Origin of the sequence: Aequorivita vladivostokensis, from assembly GCF_000952855.1 — a bacterium.
GTDB classification, from domain to species: domain Bacteria; phylum Bacteroidota; class Bacteroidia; order Flavobacteriales; family Flavobacteriaceae; genus Aequorivita; species Aequorivita vladivostokensis.
On sequence record NZ_JSVU01000006.1, the window covers coordinates 169,604 to 185,787 of the forward strand.

Consider the following 16,184-nt stretch of genomic DNA (forward strand, 5'->3'; position numbering starts at 1 on the left):
TTTGCGATAGACCTTTTAGTAAAATCAACACTTAAATAATATCAATAATGAAATTAGTAATTCAGATTGTTCTTTGGATTGTCATCATCTTTTTGGGCTGGAAATTATGGAACTCGGTTATGGGCCCGGTGGAATTCAACAAAATTAAGGAAGCACGTTATGTTAAAGTAATTCAGAATTTGAAAGACATTCAGGCCGCAGAACTCGCCCACAAAGAGATCACGGGAAGTTTTACTGGCGATTGGGACAGTTTGATCAATTTTATTGACACCGCAAAGTTTGCCATTACCCAAAGACGTGATACCAGTTATGCCGATGTTGCAAAGAACAAGGCTTTTGGAATTAGCGAAGGTTATTTTATTGAAGAATCTCTTATAGATACTTTAGGATTCACTCCCGTTAAAGATTCCCTTTACGGAAGTACAAACAGATACAAAACAATGATGAATGTGCCCGTGGAAGGTGTTGACGCCAAATTTGACCTAAAAGCCGGGAAAATCACTAAAAACGACGCCACGTATTCCGTTTTTGAGGCAAAGGTTTCAAAAAAGGTAGTATTGGGAGACCTTGACAAAGATCTTTTAGCCCAGGAAATGCAGGTACAATCTGTTGATGGCGTTAATGGACCGGATATTAAAGTAGGTTCGCTGGAAGATGTTAATACTTCTGGAAACTGGCCAAAAATCTATGATGCAGCAAAAGAAAACTAACATACAAAATACAATTAATAATAGACTGTCCGTTCAAATCTCTTTGAACGGGCTTTCTTTTTTGGTGACAAATCCAGCAAGCGAAGAGCCTGTTTTCTTTTTGGAAAACGTGCTGGACCACAGCACTACACCTGAGGAGCTGTTAATGGAAATAGAAACCATTATGTTCAAAAATGAGATTTTGAATACTGCATTCGCTGAAGTTTCCGTCGTTTACTCCACTCCAGTCTATAGTTTGGTTCCCGCACCATTATTTGATGAAACCAAGGCCAGCGAATATTTAAAGTTCAATTCAAAAATATTGGCCAATGATTATATGGCGCACGATTTGGTTGAAAACCAAAACATCGTGGTGGTTTATGTGCCATTTATGAACATCAACAATTTCTTTTTTGAAAAGTACGGCTCTTTCAGCTACTACCATTCCGTTACCGTAATGCTAAAAACAATTTTAGAGGAGGAAAATTACTCACTTCCTAAAATATTCCTCCACTTTCAGAAAAACAGTTTTGATTGTATCGTTTTGAAAAACGGCAAACTTCAGCTTTGCAACAGCTATACCTATAAAACGCCCGAAGATTTTATCTATTATACGCTTTTCTGTATGGAACAGTTGCACTTGGATTCAGATAATATCCCGGTAATTCTTTGTGGCGAAATTGAAAAGGAGGATGACAACTTCAAAATTGCGTATACCTACATCCGCAATCTAGAATTTATGGATTCAAATTATACTGCAACAAGAAGCTTGGATAACGATAGGCCACACAACCATTTCATTCTAAAAAACGTAATTTAATGCGGATCATTTCGGGAACATATAAAGGAAGAAGATTAACGGCCCCTAAGAACTTGCCCGTGCGTCCCACGACCGATTTTGCGAAAGAGGCGCTTTTCAATATTTTGCGTGTTCGGTATTATTTTGATGAAATTGCTGTTTTGGATTTATATGCAGGAACGGGCAACATATGCTTTGAGTTTGCCTCTCGCGGCGTCCCCGCTATTACGGCGGTTGATGGGCATTTAGGATGCATCCAGTATATCAACAAGATTTCAGAAGAATTTGAATTCCCCATCAGCACCGTAAAATCTGATGTAAGCAAATATTTGGAGAAAGCTTCGGGCAACTATGATGTTATCTTTGCAGACCCTCCCTATGACTTTACAACCGAAGCATTAAAGAAGCTGGTGGAAGTAATTATGGCCAAATCTTTGTTGAATTCGGAAGGAATGCTTATTATTGAACACGCAAAACAAAATGATCTTTCCTCATTTCCCCATTTTGTAGAAGCTCGAAAATACGGAAGTTCCGTATTCAGTTTTTTTAATTAAAACATACACTTTTGTCGTTCACAAGCAAAACTATTGATTTAGGCTTTATTGTCATGGAACTAACCGAACACTGTGTTACTGCCACTGTGAAGGAAGGTGTTTTAATTAAATTAGAGCATATCGCTGCGCTCCACGAAGTATTTGCCGAATATTACTCCGAAAGAAGTTTTGGTTATATTGACAACCGAATAAACCAATACGCCATAAATCTAAATCCCGAACTCTACAATACTCGTTATGCCAAAATGGTTGGAATAGCCATTGTATGCTATACCGACAACTGTATCAAAAATGCAAATTTTGAAAAAACTTTCTATAATTGGCCCTTTGGCGTTTTTAAAGATTTGGATGAAGCAAAATCGTGGATTGAGAAATTAATTACCGAAGAAAAATAAAAAAATGCAGGCCTATAAGCCGGGTTCTGTCCCCCATTTAACATCGGGGCCTTATCATTTATCTAGACGTATGGTTACCCATACGCTCAATCTGCCTACCCTCCTGCATCGGGCGGGTACCCTCTAGCACAGGTTTACGTGGCATTTCACCGCATAGAGTTTACCTGATTTCACTACAGCATTACCTGTACATCCTTTCTGTTGCACTTGTCCTGAAATCCCCGCGAAGGCGGGGATCCCGACGGCCGTTAGCCGCTATGCTTCCCTTTGGTGTCCGGACTTTCCTCTCCCGAATTAACTTCGGCAGCGATAAGGCGGCCTGCTGCGCAAAAATACGTCAATGTTAATAAATATAGGAAAATACAAACAGCTATTTTTTAAAAACCCGTTGTACATCTTTATATTTGTTTCCGCACTATGGAACACTTCATTGTATCAGCCCGAAAGTATCGCCCCGCCGTTTTTAAAGACGTTGTTGGGCAACAGGCCATTACCAATACCTTGGAGAATGCCATAGAGAACAACCACCTTGCGCAGGCATTACTTTTTACGGGACCACGTGGCGTGGGTAAAACTACCTGTGCTCGAATTCTCGCAAAAAAAATAAATTCTGACGGCACCGAAAAGGAAGGCGAGGATTTCGCTTTCAATATTTTTGAACTGGATGCCGCTTCAAACAATTCAGTGGATGATATTCGGAATTTGATAGACCAGGTTCGAATCCCGCCACAAGTGGGAAAATACAAGGTTTATATTATTGACGAGGTCCATATGCTTTCCTCTGCGGCTTTCAACGCATTTTTAAAAACCTTGGAAGAACCGCCGAAGCACGCCATTTTTATCCTGGCTACTACTGAAAAGCACAAAATAATTCCCACGATTCTATCGCGCTGCCAGATTTTTGATTTTAGACGTATCGGCGTTCGCGATATTAAGGAACATTTGGCGGAAGTAGCAAAGGCAGAAAACATAGAAGCGGAAGACGACGCGCTGCACATCATCGCCCAAAAAGCGGATGGCGCCTTGCGTGACGCACTTTCCATTTTTGATAGGGTTGTTAGTTTCGCAGGAAAAAACCTTACCCGCGAGGCAGTTACCGAAAATCTGAACGTACTTGATTATACGTGGTATTTCCAAATAACCGATTTGCTTTTGGAAAACAACATTCCACAGGTTTTGGTTACATATAACGATATTCTTTCGAAAGGATTTGACGGCCATCATTTCATTATGGGCCTTGCCTCCCACTTCCGTGATTTGTTGGTTTGCAAGAACCAAGAAACCATCGATCTTTTGGAAGTTGGAGAACAGGTAAAAACAATGTATTTTGAGCAATCGCAAAAAACATCGCCACGGTTTTTAATTGAGGCCATAGACATCGCGAACACCTGCGATCTAAAATATAAAAACAGCCAAAACCAACGATTGCTCGTTGAGCTTTGTTTAATGCAGCTTGCTTCCCTGACCTTTCAGGGCGAAAAAAAAAACTCCAATAGCGGCCAGCGTTTCGTAATACCTCCCTCCTATTTTAAATCTGAAAAATTTACTTCGGAAAAAATAACTTCTGCCGGGAGTGTTGTGCCCCAAGCTGCGAAGAAAATCGAAACAGATCCCGATAGCTATCGGGACAAAGCCGAAAAAGAAATAGTACGCGAGCCTTCTGAAGAAATTGCTTCAAAGAATAAAATTTCCGAAGAGAATATTTCCGAAGAAAAAGCAAAGCAAAAACCAAATGGGGGCCAACCCGAAAAGGTAATCGAACGGCCACAGATCCTCGCGGAGCGCAATGCCAAAAAAGTTTCGGCCCTTTCGCTGAAAAGCATTCAAAAAAAGCAGGAAATAAAGCAGGAACTGGTTGCAAACCAACCCGATGCCGAAAACCTGCCGGTAACTGAATTTTCCGAAGAAGAAATGCAGGCGGCTTGGGACGAATATACCACAAACGTTGAAAGCGACGGCAAATACAATCTGCTTTCGCATTTAACGATGGGCGTGCCAAAATTGGATGGGTCCGTAATCCATCTTGAATTTCCCAACCAAACCATAAAAACTGAAGTGGAGCGTGCCAAGTATGAATTGCTCGGCTTTTTGCGCGAAAAACTTCAGAATTATGAAATAGACCTGGACATTACCGTGAACGAAACTGCTGAAAAACGGTATGCCTACACCACCCGCGAAAAATTTGAAAAAATGAAGGAGAAAAATCCGTTGATAGAAAAATTGCGGAGGGAATTTGATTTGGACGTTTAACCCCCCCTGTCCCCCTAAAGGGGGAACCGAAAAATCAGCAATCGTAAATCCGGAATCAAAAATCGTAAATCGTAAATCGTAAATCAAAATGCTTGGCTTAAAACTTCCCACAGACCCGCGCTGGGTAAACATCGTTGAAAAAAACATAGAAGACATTCTTACCGACCACGCTTGGTGCGAGCAGAAAGCAGCTTCCACAGCGGTTTCCTTGATTGTGAGCTTTCCGGAATATACCGAGCTTATTCAGGAAATGATTGCTTTGGTGAAAGAAGAAATAAGCCACTTCAAAATGGTACACGACAAAATCCTGGAGCGCGGCTGGGTTCTGGGGCGCGACCGAAAGGACGAGTATGTGCTGCAGATTGTCCAATTTTTCCCAAAAGGCGGAAGCAGAACCACACAATTAGTCCACAGATTACTTTATGCAGCCTTGATTGAAGCCCGAAGTTGCGAACGCTTTCGACTTTTAAGCGAGGAATTGGAAGACAAAGAATTGGCGGAATTCTACAGAAAACTAATGGTAAGTGAAGCAAACCATTATACGATGTTCCTCGGCTTTGCCCGCCAATACGGCGACCGGAAAGAAGTGGATCAAAAATGGAACGACCTGCTTTCTTTTGAAGCCGAAGTTATGAAGGACCTTGGCAAGCATCAATCAATACACGGGTAATTCCTTTTAAAGTTTTCGAAATGAAATTGAAAAGAAGAAGAAAACTGGTGAAATACGCTGATATTCTGGATAGACCCATTCGGTTCAACCCCTTTGTTTTTAGCCGCATGTTCCTTCTTTGGGCAGTTTTGGGCCTTTTCGGCGGATTGATTTCGGGCATCTATTGGGTAGTGCTAATGTTTCTTACCGATTTTCTGGGAGGCTATCAAGGATGGCTCGTTATTCCCATAATGGCCATTTGCGGACTATTGGCTGGATTGATTATCTACTTCATCGGGGATCCGGGTGAAATGCAGCTTATTGTGAACAATATCCGTTTCAACAAAGGGAAACTGGACCCAAAAAACAATCCTTCCATGATTTTATCTTCCCTGCTCTGTGTAGCTTCGGGCGGAAGTTTGGGGCCTGAAGCGCCCCTGGTACAAGTTACGGGTTCCACCGGCAGCTGGCTGGGAAAAATCTTCAGATTAAAAGGCGAGGAATTGCGCTCGCTTAGCATTGCCGGGATGGCATCGGGCTTTACGGCCTTGTTTGGCGCCCCACTTGGTGGAAGTCTCTTCGCTTTGGAAATACTGCACCATAAACACGCCGTGGAATATTACCAAGCCATCATTCCCGCGCTCGTGGCCAGTGGGTTCAGTTATATCGTATTTGCCCTTATCGTCCATTTGGGGTTGGGGCCTACGTGGCATTTACCGGCTTATGAGATGGCAACGGTTTTCGACTTTGCCTGGGCAATCTTTTTTGCGGTAATCGCAACTTTTGTAGGCTGGGGTTTTATATTCTGTACCAAATTCTTTAAAAATCTCTTTGGAAAACTTAAAACACCCATATACGTAAAAACCCTAATGGGAGGGCTACTGCTGGGAACGATTGCCTTTTATCTACCCATTACCCGATATTTCAGCCATTTCGAAATTGAGACCTTGCTCGTGGGCGATTTTACCATAAAATTTCTCGTGGCAGTGCTAATCTTTAAAATCATTGCCATCGCTATTACCGTAACCTCCGGGTGGCGCGGCGGGTTTATCATTCCGTTATTTTTCTGTGGTACCGCCCTCGGGTTGTTGATTCATACCATTTTTCCGTCCATCAATCTTTCGCTTACCATTGTAAGTTGTATGGCGGCCATAAACGCCTGCGTTACGCGAACGCCTATGAGCACCACCATTCTTTTGGCAACCTTAACTGGGTTTACCTATTTTATACCTATACTATTCGCAAGTTTGACCGGTTATTTCTTGGCGCCACGCATTCCTTTTATTGGAGCACAGATGGAGGAGAAGGAAAAAAAGGCTTTAAAAAATAAATAATTCAAAAAATATTCGAGATGGATAAAAAGACCCATTGGGAAACCGTCTATAAAACCAAAACCCCCGACCAGGTAAGTTGGACACAGGATGTGCCGCAACCTTCCTTGGATTTTATCGAGTCGTAAAACCTGGAGAAAAATGCCAAAATAATAGATGTGGGCGGCGGCGATAGCAAGCTTGTGGACCATTTGCTACATTACGGTTTTGAGAACGTGAGCGTACTGGATATTTCTGCCAAGGCGCTGGAACGGGCAAAAGAAAGATTGGGCGAGAAAGCGGAAAAAGTAACTTGGATTGTCGGTGATATTAGCGACTTTAAACCCACCGAAACCTATGACCTATGGCACGACAGGGCCACCTTTCATTTTTTAACCGAAGCGGAAGACATCGAGAAATACAGAAATATGGTACAAAATCACGTGCGGGGTTATTTGATTATTGGCACATTTTCTGAAAACGGACCCAAAAAATGCAGTGGACTTGAGATTTCACAATATACTGAAGAAAAATTGAGCGCAGTGATTGGCGAAGCATTCCAAAAAATCAACTGCTTGACGATAGACCATAAAACCCCGTTTGATACTTATCAGAACTTTCTGTTTTGTTCATTTCGAAAGAGATAAAAATACTTTGGTAAAGGCGTATTCCTTGGCTTTGTTCCTTTATCATTCTAATATTTTGTATTCTTGTAAGTTGAAATATAGGCCATGGTTGAACAGAAAGAGAACGGAAATTTTGAAAATGACAATCCTGCTTTAACTCGGGCAGGTTCCACTTCCCAAGAATCTTCCACTGTTAAGGAGCCTACCCCCGAAGCCAAACCCCAAATAGAAAAAAAATCATTTTTCGAAAGATGGAGCAACAGTAGATTTTGGTTGGTTCGTGGGTCTTATGTCGTTTTGCGGGCGGTCTGGACTGTGGTAATGGTCATCGGGGGTTTTATTGCCTGGTTAATCTCTCTTCTATTTATATGATTCGGCGGCTTCCGTTAAAATGGTTGCATCTGTATGTGCTGCTGTCGCTGGGTGTATTCTTATATGTGCAAGGATTAAAATATGTTTCGGGAATAGACAACAGTTGGGTTTTTCATCACCTTAATGATTTTTTAACCATTCCTATAGTGGCGACCCTTTGTTTGTGGGGTGTTTGGCTTGTTAAAAAAGACTTCGGCATTCGCCTGAATATTTTTACCATCCTCAGCTTGGTGGCGCTGTTTTCCATTTTTTTTGAATATTACCTGCCGCAGCAATCGCACCGCTATACTAGCGATATTTGGGATGTAGTCTGCTATTTTTTGGGAGGGTTTATTTTTTGGAGTTTGCAGAAATTGGGATAGGCTCTTTGGATTACCGAAGGGTTTGGGAACCCTTAGAAATATGAAATTTTATTTAAATAGATTACAGGCTTTGTATATATTTGGTTGACTGTGTTGAAGCCACCGGGTATGAAGGTTGGAAAATTTCGTATATATTTATGGTGTAATTTTTTTAAAAAAAGACGAGTCCATTAAAACAAATATCAGAGAAAGCAATTGAATTAGCTGATATTGAGTTTACTCAAAAGCAGACTAATCTTAAATGTTTAGGAACAAAACGTATGTCCGTAATATGAGAAAATCACTATACATTTTAATAATGTTTTTAAATATTGGAATCGTAAAAGCTGAATTACCAATTACTGCCCAATATCCTGACAAGATAACCTATAACGGTACTGAATACAGTTTAAATTCAAATCCGTTGGAGCCTTATTTTGAGAAAAATCCTGAGAATAGACCAGATATGGTATCGACTGCGCTCTGGCGCGGCTACGTTGGTCACTTCGAGATAATCGATAGCGAATTATACCTTATTGATATGACCAGACCAATTGGTTTCTATAAAGACGAAGAAGGGAATTCAAGGCAACAATGGATTTCAATCTATAAAAGGTAGTTTCCAAGACAAGATAAGGTTAAAATAGACTGGTTTACCGGGATTCTAATTCTTCCGTACGGCGACTTAGTTGAATACGTTCACCAAGGTTATGCATCACTTTATAGCCATTATTTGTTACTCGAAATTGAAAACGGTAGATTTAATGAATCACGAGAATACGGTTTCGAAGACTTTATCGAATTCAAACGACGTCAATTTAATGAATATAGAAAGACGAAAGAATACCAAAAATTATACGCTGATTTAAAAAAAAGTGATGAATCCATTGATGAATCATTTATTCAACAATTTATGCTTGATTTTGTGATAAATTATACATCAAATTTTCTGACGGAATAAATCTGTGGACTACAATAGTAACCCTTTCCCCACCGAATAATTCAAAAAAAATTTCATGCATTCGTTACAAAAAAATGGCCTTCCAAAAAAACTTTTAGCAGCCCACTTTAGGAATTAACCTCCACCTCTGCAGCCAGTTTTTCATTATAAAGGCTTTTTACAATGCCATCGCTTAGCCCAATCTTTGGGACATATACGTTTTTTGCCTTGCTCCATTTCATCGCCGAAAGATAGATGCGCGTAGCCGGGATTACCACATCGGCGCGGTCTGGGTTCATATCCAGTTCGGTGATGCGCTCTTCATAGGTAAGCGATTTCATCAGTTCATAATAGGAAGAGAGATATAAGTAGCTAAGTGGCTTGCCTATCTTCTTTCCGCTCTTTTTGAAAATGGTATTGATATTTCCGCCGCTGCCTATCATGGCAACTTTTTTAAAACCTTTCGTTTCCCTTTTAATCCAAGCTTCCATCTCGTCCCAAATGCGTTCATCTACTTGGCCTTCCAGCATACGCACCGTGCCCAGTTTAAAACTCTTGGACGATACATTGGCGCCATTGGCAAAGACGGTAAGCTCGGTACTGCCACCGCCCACGTCCACATACAGAAAGACCTTATCATCCTGTATCAGGTTCTTTAAATCGGTAGAAGCTATTATAGCGGCCTCGTCCTTTCCATCAATGATGTTTATGGATATACCGCTTTTTTGTTCGATTGTCTGCGCTATTTCGCTTCCGTTGGATGCTTCCCGCATTGCCGAGGTGGCACAGGCCCGAAACCGTTTTACGTTATGCGTTTTCATCAGGAGCCGGAACGCTTGCATGGCATCTATCATTCTGTGGGCGCTGTTTTCAGAAATTTTTCCCTCCAAGAAAACCTCTGCTCCCAACCGTATGGGCACCCGGACCAGAGATGTTTTTTTGAAAATGGTGTCTCTTTCTTTTTGCTCAATCACGGTTACCACCAGCAAACGGATGGCATTACTGCCAATATCTACCGCACCGTATTTTTCTATTTTCAACAAAGCTATTTTACTTCAAGTTTCTTTAAATAATAATCATACATTTTAAACTGCGACCGTACGGGCGGCTTGTTGTTCTTTACGTAAGCATTGTCATTCTTAATACTTATTACGCGCGCCTTAACGTTATCGCGCCAGCCTATTTCAAAATTTTCGAGAATTTCCTTCTTTATACCTTCATCGTAAATGGGGCAGGAAATTTCTACCCTATTATCTAGGTTTCTTCCCATAAAATCGGCCGAAGAAATATATACTTTCGGATTGCCGCCATTCTCAAAAATAAACAACCGTGGATGCTCCAGAAATTTTCCTACAATACTGATGGCCTCTATATTTTCACTCATGCCTTCCACGCCGGGAATCAAACAACAAATGCCGCGCACTATCATTTTTATCTTTACCCCTGCCCGGCTCGCTTCATAAAGCTTGTCGATCATTTTGTAATCTGATAGACTGTTAAGCTTCAACTTAATTCCGCTAGGGAGTCCTGCTTTTTTGTTTTTTATTTCAGTGTCTATCAAATGATAGATGGCCTTGCGAGTATAATGGGGCGAAACAATTAAATGATTGTATTTACGCACTAGATAATTCACTTCAAAAAACTCAAACACCTTGTTTATTTCCTTGCAAATTCTCTGGTCTGCGGTAAATAGGGTGTAATCGGTATAAAGCCGAGCAGTAGATTCATTGAAGTTTCCAGTACTTAAAATTCCGTAGCGAATGGTTTTGTTGTTTTCTACCCTTTCCACCAAACACGCCTTGCAGTGCACCTTCAATCCTTTTACTCCAAAAATAAGACGAATGTCCTCGCTTTGGAGCAGTTCAGCATATTCTATATTTGCTTCTTCGTCAAAACGCGCCTGCAGTTCTATTTGAACGGTTACATCTTTCCCGTTTTTCTTTGCGTTTATAAGCGAACTGGCAATGTGCGAAACTTCCGCCAGACGGTAAATGGTAATCTTGATGGATTTCACCTTTGGATCCAGCGCCGCCTCCCGCAAGAATTTAATTACATACATAAAGGTTTGGTAGGGGGCATGCAAGAGGTAATCCTTTTCGGCAATTTTATCAAACAAGCTTCCTTGCAGGCTTAGTCCCGGAATGGGTAATGGTTCTTTATGTTCGTATTGCAGATCGGGCCTTCCCAAACGGGGAAAATTCATATAGTCACGACGGTTATGGTACCGCCCTCCGGGAATAATACTGTCGGTTTTGTCGATGCCCATCTTATTCAGTAAAAACTGAAGTGTTTTCTTATCGATGCTTTTATCATAGACAAAACGCACGGGATCGCCCACGCTCCTATTTTTTACACTTTTTGAAATCTTATCAATAAAGCTGCGGCTTAGGTCGCTATCAATGTCCAGTTCGGCATCCCTAGTAATCTTAATCATATGTGCCGAAATGGTTTCATATTTAAAAATGCTGAAAATGTTGTGAAGGCAATGGCGAATAAGATCGTCAAGAATGATTACATATTGCTTTTCCCCTTGCGGCGGAAGCACTACGAAACGGTCAATGGTGCGGGGGATTTCTATAAGTGCATAATTGTGTTTTGCCTCAAAAGTATCGTCCTCCTTGCTCATCACCATTGTTACGGCAAGATAGGCGGCACTATCGCGCAGACTGGGGAATTCATCGAGTTCGCCAATCATAATCGTCATCATTGCTGGACTCACATAGCGCACAAAATATTCAGAAATAAACTTGCTTTGGTCTGGGGTAATTTCTCTTTCGTTTATGATGAAGATATTCTCCTTTCGCAGTTCCTTTTGGATATTGCTGAGAATATTCAAACTGTGTGCCTGCTGGTCTATAACCGTAAGAGTTATTTCCTCCAAAAGATCTTTTGCGGAAATACCACCCAAAAAGCTCCTGCCCGTTTTTCCGGCCTCCACAATTCTTCTGATGGTGGCGTAGCGCACCTTAAAGAACTCATCGAGATTGTTAGAAAAAATACCCAAAAACCGAAGTCTTTCCAATAGTGGCAGTTTCTTATCGTTCGCTTCCTGCAAAACCCGGGCATTAAACTGTAACCAGCTTAACTCCCTGTTGTTGTATTGATTGCGAACTTGGGTATGTGTATCAATTTTTTCGGTCATTATTTGAGATCCCTTGGGAAAATAGTTTTAACGGTTTCACCCGTAGTTATATCGCTCCATTTTTTTTCGTCAAACTGCAACATTACAAAACCACAGGTTGGAACATTGTCAATATAGCGGTTTCCGAGCATATTTGCAACGGATGTAAAAGCGTGATTGTGGCCAACAATCATTATTTTATCGAGACTATCCGGCAGTGATTTTATAATTCTCATTACATTTTGCCCGCTAAAATCATAGAGGTCGTGATTGGTTTCAAAGTTAGTCTCGTCTATTTCCAGTGCGTCCTTAAAAAAATGTGCGGTGGAAAGCGCGCGTGTGGCATCGCTAGTGATAATCCGTTGGGGCGGGTCAATTTCCTTTGCTACTTTTTTGGAAACCAATTTGCCGTCACGTTCACCCCTACCCTTCAACGGGCGCTTGTGGTCTTCCACATCGTGCTTCCAGGATGATTTTGCGTGGCGGACTAAGTATAATGTCTTCATAAAATTGTTTCTATTTTTTGTTTCTGGTTTCAAGTTTCTCGTTTCAGGTGTAGTAGGTGTACTTGGAATTTGATATTTGATATTTGGATTTTGGAATTTGGAATTTGGAATTTTTAAACCTAGGGCGCCAAACGTTCAATCACCCAATCGTTGCCCTTCATAGTATAACGAATCCTGTCGTGAAGCCGATTGGGCCTGCCCTGCCAAAATTCTATGGAAATAGGTTTCACCAAAAAACCGCCCCAATCTTCAGGCTTGGGAACTTCTTTATTTTCGTATTTCTTTTCGAGTTCAGCGAGATTTTTTTCCAGAACCTCTCGGGAAGCTACGACTTCACTTTGGTGCGAAACCGCTGCGCCCAATTGGCTTCCCTTGGGCCTTGAATGAAAATAATTGGTCGAATCTGCTACCGAGGTTTTTTCCGCAGTTCCTTTTATGATAATCTGCCGCTCCATATTTGGCCAAAAAAAAGAAAGCGAGACCCTGTTGTTATTGGCTATGGATTTGCCTTTTTCGCTGTTGTAATTGGTGTAAAAATAGAAGCCGTATTCGTCATATTTTTTTAACAGCACTACGCGCCCCTTTGGAAAACCATCGGTGCCGATTGTGGAAATTGTCATAGCATTTACTTCATCCACACCCCCGCTATCTTTCACCTCAAAAAACCAAGTTCGGAACTGTTGCATCGGGTTTTCGTCAACGGTTTCTTCGGAAAGGATTCCTTTTTCGTAGGATTTTCGGTAATCGTGAAGCTTTTCGGCCATTGCTCAAGTTTTAACGCAAGTTAAGAGTTTTAACGAAGCTATAAAACAGTGGCTTATTAAATATGTATTAAAATTTTTGATGCTGGGTGCTGGGTGCGGGGTGCGGGGTGCGGGGTGCTTTGGATGCTATATTTTGTGTTGTTTTTGAAAAAACATCAACTTTGAAACAACTTCGATTTCGTCCCGACAGCTATCGGGATCAATTTAAAAAGCAAATACTTTTCCGTCCTCTGCCAATTCCACATTATCAAATACCTCCTGCGCCTCTCTTCGGAAAAGCTCCAAATTGCCGTAACGTCCGGAATAATGCCCAAGGATTAAAGTGCCAACCTTTGCCTTTCGCGCAATTACGCCCGCTTCCTTTGCGGTGCTGTGCTTGGTTTTTTCGCAGAGATGGTGGTGTTCTTCCAAAAAGGTGGATTCGTGGTACAGAACCGTCGCGTTTTCAATTTGTGGCACTATTTCAGGATAATAGGCCGTATCGCTGCAATAGGCGTAACTTTTTGGCGGTGGTGGGTCAAAAGTTATTTCTTTATTGGGAATGAGCTTTCCATCCCTATTCTCAACATCAAAGCCCTGTTTTATTTTGTTGTAATAACTTAAATCGATATTGAGCTTTCGGGCTTTTTCTATATCTAATTTTCGGTCATCAAGTTTTTCTTTGAAAAGAAATCCGTTGGTATAAACCCTGTGGTCCAATGGGATGGTTTCCACAGAAACTTTATCATCCTCAAAAATGAGCTGTGGCGTTGTTTCTTCCAATTCGTGAAAATACAGCGAATAGTTTGTGTAGGCTTTCCCCAGTTTAAGCAGCAGTAATATTGCCTGCTTTATGCCCTTCGGCCCGTAAATGTGCAGCTCTGCCTCCCTTCCCAAAAGCAGAAAAGTGGAAATAAGTCCCACCAAACCATAAAAATGGTCGCCGTGCAAATGTGAAATAAAAATATGCCGAATCCGCGAGAATTTCACCCTGTATTTCCGAAGCTGCATTTGGGTGCCCTCGCCGCAATCAATCAAAAACAAATGCCCCTTTATCTCCAACACCTGCGCCGTTGGGTGCGCGGAGGCTGTGGGCGTGGCAGAATGGCATCCGAGGATTGTTAGTTTCATTTTAAGTATTCAGTCGCAGTTGCAGTTTGCAGTCGCGACTTTTAGTCTCAGTTTGCGGTAAACGTAACAACTGTGACTGTTTACTGCGACTGCTAACTTTTTTAAAATCCCAGATCTCTTTCAATTTCTTCCATTTCAATAATATCGCCCGCTTCCTGTAGGGTTGGTACCACTATCATTTCAAAAGGAACGTCGTCAAAATCGATAGCGTCGTTCACAATTACAAAGGATTGCTTGGTTTTGCGGTGAAGGTTGGATGTTTTAAGAAACTGCAATAATTGCGGAAGTTCCAAATCTTCGTATTTCAAAAGATTCAAAACTACATTTTGCCCTTTGTATTTGGAAGGCACTTGGCTCTCAATAAACGAGGCAAAGTCAATAATATCGTCCTTTTCATCTTCAAGGACCACGAAATTAGGGTGATTCTCAATCTTCATAATATTGCCCGCGCAGGCGAGTATCTCTTTTAATTAATGTTTTCAGGATGTTTTATTTTTGAAGCCAATAAATAGATTACCGCCATACGTATGGCAACGCCGTTCTGTACTTGTTCCAAAATTATGGATTGTTTGCTGTCCGCCACATCGCTGGTAATTTCCACGCCGCGGTTTATCGGGCCAGGGTGCATCACAACAATTTCTTTGTTTAGTGAATCGAGCAGTTGTTTGTTTAATCCGAATTGCTGCGTATATTCCCTCGTAGTTGGGAAATAGCTGATGTCCATCCGCTCGTTCTGCACGCGCAGCATATTTGCCACATCGCACCATTCCAACGCGTTGCGAAGGTTCGTTTCAACACCAACGTCAAGTTTTTCCATATATTTAGGAATAAGCGTTTTAGGGCCACATACCTTAACGGTCGCTCCAAGTTTTTGTAGAGCGAAAATATTCGACAACGCAACCCGTGAATGAAGAATATCTCCTACAATTACAACCTTTTTTCCAGCCACATCGCCCAGCTTTTCACGAATGGAATAGCTGTCCAACAATGCTTGGGTGGGATGTTCGTGGGCACCGTCGCCAGCGTTGATAATACTTGCGTTTACATGCTTTGAAAGAAATACGCCCGCGCCCGGATTGGGGTGGCGCATCACCACCATATCCACTTTCATTGAAAGGATGTTGTTTACGGTATCAATTAGCGTTTCACCTTTGGTAACGGAGGAACTCGAAGAAGCGAAGTTTATAACGTCTGCGGAAAGCCTTTTCTCTGCAAGTTCAAAGGAAAGTTTGGTACGCGTACTGTTTTCAAAAAAGAGATTGGCAATGGTAATGTCGCGAAGCGAGGGAACTTTTTTGATGGGCCGATTGATTACTTCCTTAAAATGGTCTGCCGTTTCGAAGATGAGTTGGATATCGGCTTCGGTGATGTATTTTATTCCCAGTAAGTGGTTTACACTTAGTTCCATTTTTTGGTTTCAGGTTTCAAGTTGCAGGTTTCAGGTTTCAGGTTTCTGAAATGTAGAGTACTAAATAAGGTTGACCTTTTTTGAAGTTGGTTATTTAATTTAAAGTTACTAATTCTTTTTTCATTTTTATTTCCTTTTCAAATTGTACGGGAGTTTTATGGTTGATTGAACTATGGGGTTTTTCATGGTTGTACATATATACTGCTTTATTTAAACTTCTTACTAATCCTTCAAAACCTATGGGGTTATATCCTTTCAGATAGTTGTTCTTTATAGTGCCATTGATCCGCTCCGCATGGGGATTCTCATAGACGTTCACACACATACTGTTCCTTAATCGCCCCTCTGTA

The 16,184-nt window shown here is 41.4% G+C and carries 18 protein-coding genes, 1 other RNA gene and 1 pseudogene; 11 read left to right on the forward strand and 9 right to left on the reverse strand.

Annotated features, from left to right (window positions below; all coding sequences use genetic code 11):
• Positions 1-47: 47 nt before the first annotated feature.
• Genes MB09_RS11050 through MB09_RS15515 form a run of 4 tightly spaced genes read left to right on the forward strand, consistent with a single transcriptional unit; the run spans position 48 to position 2,437 of the window.
• A complete protein-coding gene (locus MB09_RS11050) occupies positions 48-710 on the forward strand; it encodes a hypothetical protein (protein WP_045080977.1) in 663 nt (220 codons plus the stop codon).
• Positions 688-1,509, forward strand: a complete 822-nt coding sequence (locus MB09_RS11055) for a DUF3822 family protein (protein ID WP_052671357.1) — start codon at positions 688-690, stop codon at positions 1,507-1,509. Before MB09_RS11050 ends, MB09_RS11055 begins: the two co-directional genes overlap by 23 nt.
• The gene (locus MB09_RS11060) at positions 1,509-2,042 is read left to right on the forward strand and encodes an RsmD family RNA methyltransferase (protein WP_045080978.1); all 534 of its coding nucleotides are present in this window, start codon (positions 1,509-1,511) and stop codon (positions 2,040-2,042) included. Before MB09_RS11055 ends, MB09_RS11060 begins: the two co-directional genes overlap by 1 nt.
• A gap of 53 nt (positions 2,043-2,095) precedes the next feature.
• The gene (locus MB09_RS15515; RefSeq protein ID WP_165586701.1) at positions 2,096-2,437 is read left to right on the forward strand and encodes a hypothetical protein; all 342 of its coding nucleotides are present in this window, start codon (positions 2,096-2,098) and stop codon (positions 2,435-2,437) included.
• Here the strand turns inward: MB09_RS15515 and rnpB are convergent.
• Positions 2,437-2,763: RNase P RNA component class A (rnpB, locus tag MB09_RS15530), an RNA gene on the reverse strand. The two genes, MB09_RS15515 and rnpB, sit on opposite strands and share 1 nt — an antisense overlap.
• Positions 2,764-2,854: 91 nt before the next feature.
• Here rnpB and MB09_RS11070 point away from each other — a divergent pair.
• The 7 genes and pseudogenes from MB09_RS11070 (at position 2,855) to MB09_RS15520 (ending at position 8,604) form a co-directional block, all read left to right on the forward strand.
• Positions 2,855-4,687 (forward strand): DNA polymerase III subunit gamma/tau, encoded by a 1,833-nt coding sequence (locus MB09_RS11070; protein WP_045080979.1) that lies wholly within the window; start codon positions 2,855-2,857, stop codon positions 4,685-4,687.
• A gap of 88 nt (positions 4,688-4,775) precedes the next feature.
• Positions 4,776-5,357, forward strand: coding sequence for a tRNA-(ms[2]io[6]A)-hydroxylase (miaE, locus tag MB09_RS11075; RefSeq protein ID WP_045080980.1), 582 nt, complete (start codon positions 4,776-4,778; stop codon positions 5,355-5,357).
• A gap of 20 nt (positions 5,358-5,377) precedes the next feature.
• The gene (locus tag MB09_RS11080; RefSeq protein ID WP_045080981.1) at positions 5,378-6,670 is read left to right on the forward strand and encodes a chloride channel protein; all 1,293 of its coding nucleotides are present in this window, start codon (positions 5,378-5,380) and stop codon (positions 6,668-6,670) included.
• Positions 6,671-6,687: 17 nt separating this feature from the next.
• Positions 6,688-7,293 (forward strand): annotated as a pseudogene (locus MB09_RS11085) (class I SAM-dependent methyltransferase).
• Positions 7,294-7,377: 84 nt separating this feature from the next.
• Positions 7,378-7,644, forward strand: coding sequence for a hypothetical protein (locus tag MB09_RS11090; protein ID WP_045080982.1), 267 nt, complete (start codon positions 7,378-7,380; stop codon positions 7,642-7,644).
• Entirely contained in the window at positions 7,641-8,006 is a 366-nt protein-coding gene (locus MB09_RS11095) for a hypothetical protein (RefSeq protein WP_045080983.1), read from the forward strand. The genes MB09_RS11090 and MB09_RS11095 overlap by 4 nt, the downstream gene beginning before the upstream one ends.
• A gap of 271 nt (positions 8,007-8,277) precedes the next feature.
• Complete coding sequence (locus MB09_RS15520) at positions 8,278-8,604, forward strand: hypothetical protein (RefSeq protein WP_131459892.1); 327 nt, start codon at positions 8,278-8,280, stop codon at positions 8,602-8,604.
• 449 nt (positions 8,605-9,053) lie between these two features.
• Here the strand turns inward: MB09_RS15520 and MB09_RS11105 are convergent, their stop codons facing one another.
• The 8 genes from MB09_RS11105 to MB09_RS11140 form a co-directional block, all read right to left on the reverse strand.
• The gene (locus tag MB09_RS11105; RefSeq protein WP_045080984.1) at positions 9,054-9,968 is read right to left on the reverse strand and encodes a Ppx/GppA phosphatase family protein; all 915 of its coding nucleotides are present in this window, start codon (positions 9,966-9,968) and stop codon (positions 9,054-9,056) included.
• Positions 9,969-9,970: 2 nt separating this feature from the next.
• Positions 9,971-12,067 (reverse strand): polyphosphate kinase 1, encoded by a 2,097-nt coding sequence (gene ppk1 / locus MB09_RS11110; protein WP_045080985.1) that lies wholly within the window; start codon positions 12,065-12,067, stop codon positions 9,971-9,973.
• Positions 12,067-12,552, reverse strand: a complete 486-nt coding sequence (locus MB09_RS11115) for a SixA phosphatase family protein (protein ID WP_045080986.1) — start codon at positions 12,550-12,552, stop codon at positions 12,067-12,069. Before MB09_RS11115 ends, ppk1 begins: the two co-directional genes overlap by 1 nt.
• 119 nt (positions 12,553-12,671) lie before the next feature.
• Positions 12,672-13,316: a pyridoxamine 5'-phosphate oxidase gene (pdxH, locus tag MB09_RS11120; protein WP_045080987.1), complete on the reverse strand. Its 645-nt coding sequence runs from the start codon at positions 13,314-13,316 to the stop codon at positions 12,672-12,674.
• Positions 13,317-13,520: 204 nt separating this feature from the next.
• Positions 13,521-14,426 carry a ribonuclease Z gene (locus tag MB09_RS11125; protein WP_045080988.1) on the reverse strand — a complete coding sequence of 302 codons (906 nt, stop codon included), beginning with the start codon at positions 14,424-14,426 and terminating at the stop codon, positions 13,521-13,523.
• 101 nt (positions 14,427-14,527) lie between these two features.
• Positions 14,528-14,863, reverse strand: a complete 336-nt coding sequence (locus tag MB09_RS11130) for a hypothetical protein (protein WP_045080989.1) — start codon at positions 14,861-14,863, stop codon at positions 14,528-14,530.
• Between the two features lie 29 nt (positions 14,864-14,892).
• On the reverse strand, positions 14,893-15,834 hold the full coding sequence (locus MB09_RS11135; protein WP_045080990.1) for an aspartate carbamoyltransferase catalytic subunit: 942 nt from the start codon (positions 15,832-15,834) through the stop codon (positions 14,893-14,895).
• 94 nt (positions 15,835-15,928) lie between these two features.
• Positions 15,929-16,184 (reverse strand): integrase core domain-containing protein (locus tag MB09_RS11140; protein ID WP_165586702.1); only part of this gene is annotated, 256 nt, incomplete at its 5' end.